The organism is Lentimicrobium sp. L6, assembly GCF_013166655.1.
Lineage (GTDB): Bacteria > Bacteroidota > Bacteroidia > Bacteroidales > UBA12170 > UBA12170.
In genome coordinates this window covers 1-2,447 of record NZ_JABKCA010000156.1, presented here as the reverse complement: position 1 = coordinate 2,447, position 2,447 = coordinate 1, and the positions used below count along the sequence as shown (strand labels likewise).

Sequence of the window (2,447 nt, the reverse complement as noted above, 5' to 3'; positions counted from 1 at the left end):
TAAGTAAATGCTTAGCTCCACGGCTTAGGGCTGAAAACGATGCTTAATTGTTGTGTGCTGCCTTTTATTCATTCGGTTCAATATGAATTAGTACGTGTCCTAAATTCGGTATTTCTTCTCGTAAATAGTCCTTTAATTTATGTGCAATCTCGTGCCCTGATTTTACTGTTATTTCACTATTCACAATTGCGTGTAAATCAACGTGAAATTTCATTCCTGATTTTCGGATAAAACATTTTTCCGTGTCCAAAACACCTTTAACTTCTATTGATTTTTCTCTAATTTCAAGTATTAGGTCGTCATAAAGTTGTTCGTCCATAACTTCTCCTAATGCTGGTCTTAATATTAAATAACTATTATACAAGATGAAAGCAGAAGCAAATAAGGCTGCCCAATCATCAGCAGTTTCATAACCTTTTCCGAATATTATTGCTATTGAAATTCCGATAAATGCCATTATGGAAGTAATAGCATCACTTCGATGATGCCAAGCATCTGCTTTAAGTGAAGAACTTTTGGTTTGTTTACTTTTTCTAATCACTATTTGAAAAGAGATTTCTTTCCAAACTATTATTAGTCCCAAAACAATCAAAGTCCAAGATTTCGGAATTTTATGAGGTGTTTGGATGTTTTGGATACTTTCATATGCAATTATTGTAGCAGAAACCACAAGAAAAGCAACAACTCCAAATGTAATTAATGGTTCAATTTTTCCGTGTCCATACGGATGGTTTTCGTCCGCTGGACGTTTTGCATATTTAAAACCTAATAAAACTAAAAATGAAGCGAAAATATCAGTTGTTGATTCAATCGCATCTGCAATTAAGGCGTAAGAATTTCCAAAGACTCCCGCAAGTCCTTTTATCAAAGCTAAAGCAGCATTTCCAATTATACTGAAATAAGTTGTTCGTATTGCTGTTTGTTCGTTATTCAATTTTCGGTCTAATTCTTCTCGAATGTCAGATAATCAGTACCACCGTTTCCACCACTAACGTCTATAAGTTCAATTTTTGTGGATGATTGAGAAATGAAATCCCAATCATCGTTTAAATCTTCAAAATCATTAGTCAGATTAAAATTGATGTTGAAGTCTAAATCATCTTGACTATCATCATTACTATTACTGTCGGTTATACTCCAAGTTCCGTCAAAATTATTAGTTCCATTATTTGCGTTTAAAACTCCTGAACTGTTGAAGGTAAAATTATAACCTAGGAAATGATTTGTTTCGTCTGTTCCTGAGTCAATAAATTTAGTTATTCGCCAAGTGCCACTTTGAACATTACTTTGTACCGTAGTTTGGGTATTATTAGTTGGATTATCATCATCCTTACTACAAGAGACAACAAATACCAAACTAAGTATTCCTAGTACAATTGATGTTAATTTTATCACTTTCATATTATTTATCTTTTGTGGGACAAGTTTTAATTCCAAACGGTGCATAAAGCGGACAAAAGCTAATCACACTTGTTAAAACGAATACTCCTGCAAGTACCAATAAAATGATGCCTAAAGTACCTGATATTGTTCCTGTAAAATAAAGAACACCAACTATTGCAGCGATTACAACTCTTATAATTCTGTCTGCTGAACCCATATTTTTTTTCATAATGAATAATTTTTTAATTATTGTAAGATTACATGACAAAGGTAAATAGTCGTTTACAGCTATGCAGTGACTGCAGTCACTACTCTTAAATAATTCTTATTTTTCCTGATTTTTGTTCAACTTTTCCCTCTGTTTCAAGCTTTTTTAAAACTCTAGTAACAACTTCACGAACAGTCCCTAATTCATTCGCTATTTGGGAATGACTCATACTAACAGAATTGCTATGACTTAATTCAGTTTTCTTTTTCAAATGGTCGAATAGTCTTTTATCCATTTTATCCAATAACAAGCTACCTATTGTGTCTAAAAGCTCCGAATATCTTAGATTAAACTGATTGTAGAAAAGTTCGTTGAAGTCCTGATGTTCTTTTAGCCAAGTTGGTAATAAATGAACAGGTAATAAAAGTACTGTTGAATCTTCTTCTGTTGTTGCAAATACTTTACTTGGTGTATTTTTTAAAGCGGCATAAAAAGACATTACGCAGCTTTGGGCAGATTCGATATAGTAGAGTAGTAATTCTTTCTCATCAAATCTTGAATACACTTTTATCAGGCCACTAACAACAATCGGTAAAACTTTGACATACTGCTGTTCTCTTAAAATTTCAGTTCCTTTTGGGAATTGCTTTATGCTTGATTCTTGCAGTATTTGTTCAACCAAATCAGGTTTAAGAAAAGATAATATTCTTCTGTCAAATTCCATTTTACGTCTTTTTTTTGGTTGCACACAACGTTCCGTGTATGGTGTCGTAGCATCCCGCAGGGTGCTATGCACTATACACATTGTTGAACTAAACCTCCCCAAAGGGAGGTAGCTTTCGATTTAAATTCGTAT

The 2,447-nt window shown here is 33.2% G+C and carries 4 protein-coding genes; all 4 read right to left on the bottom strand.

The window, feature by feature from the left end:
* Nucleotides 1-64: 64 nt before the first annotated feature.
* The 4 genes from HNS38_RS19930 to HNS38_RS19915 all read right to left on the bottom strand — a co-directional run bounded on the left by HNS38_RS19930 (nt 65) and on the right by HNS38_RS19915 (nt 2,315).
* Nucleotides 65-934 (bottom strand): cation diffusion facilitator family transporter, encoded by an 870-nt coding sequence (locus HNS38_RS19930; RefSeq protein ID WP_172346993.1) that lies wholly within the window; start codon nt 932-934, stop codon nt 65-67.
* Nucleotides 935-942: 8 nt separating this feature from the next.
* On the bottom strand, nt 943-1,401 hold the full coding sequence (locus HNS38_RS19925) for a hypothetical protein (protein ID WP_172346992.1): 459 nt from the start codon (nt 1,399-1,401) through the stop codon (nt 943-945).
* Nucleotide 1,402: 1 nt separating this feature from the next.
* Nucleotides 1,403-1,612 carry a DUF2892 domain-containing protein gene (locus tag HNS38_RS19920; protein WP_172346991.1) on the bottom strand — a complete coding sequence of 70 codons (210 nt, stop codon included), beginning with the start codon at nt 1,610-1,612 and terminating at the stop codon, nt 1,403-1,405.
* 85 nt (nt 1,613-1,697) lie between these two features.
* Entirely contained in the window at nt 1,698-2,315 is a 618-nt protein-coding gene (locus tag HNS38_RS19915) for a Crp/Fnr family transcriptional regulator (RefSeq protein WP_172346990.1), read from the bottom strand.
* Between the last annotated feature and the right edge of the window lie 132 nt (nt 2,316-2,447).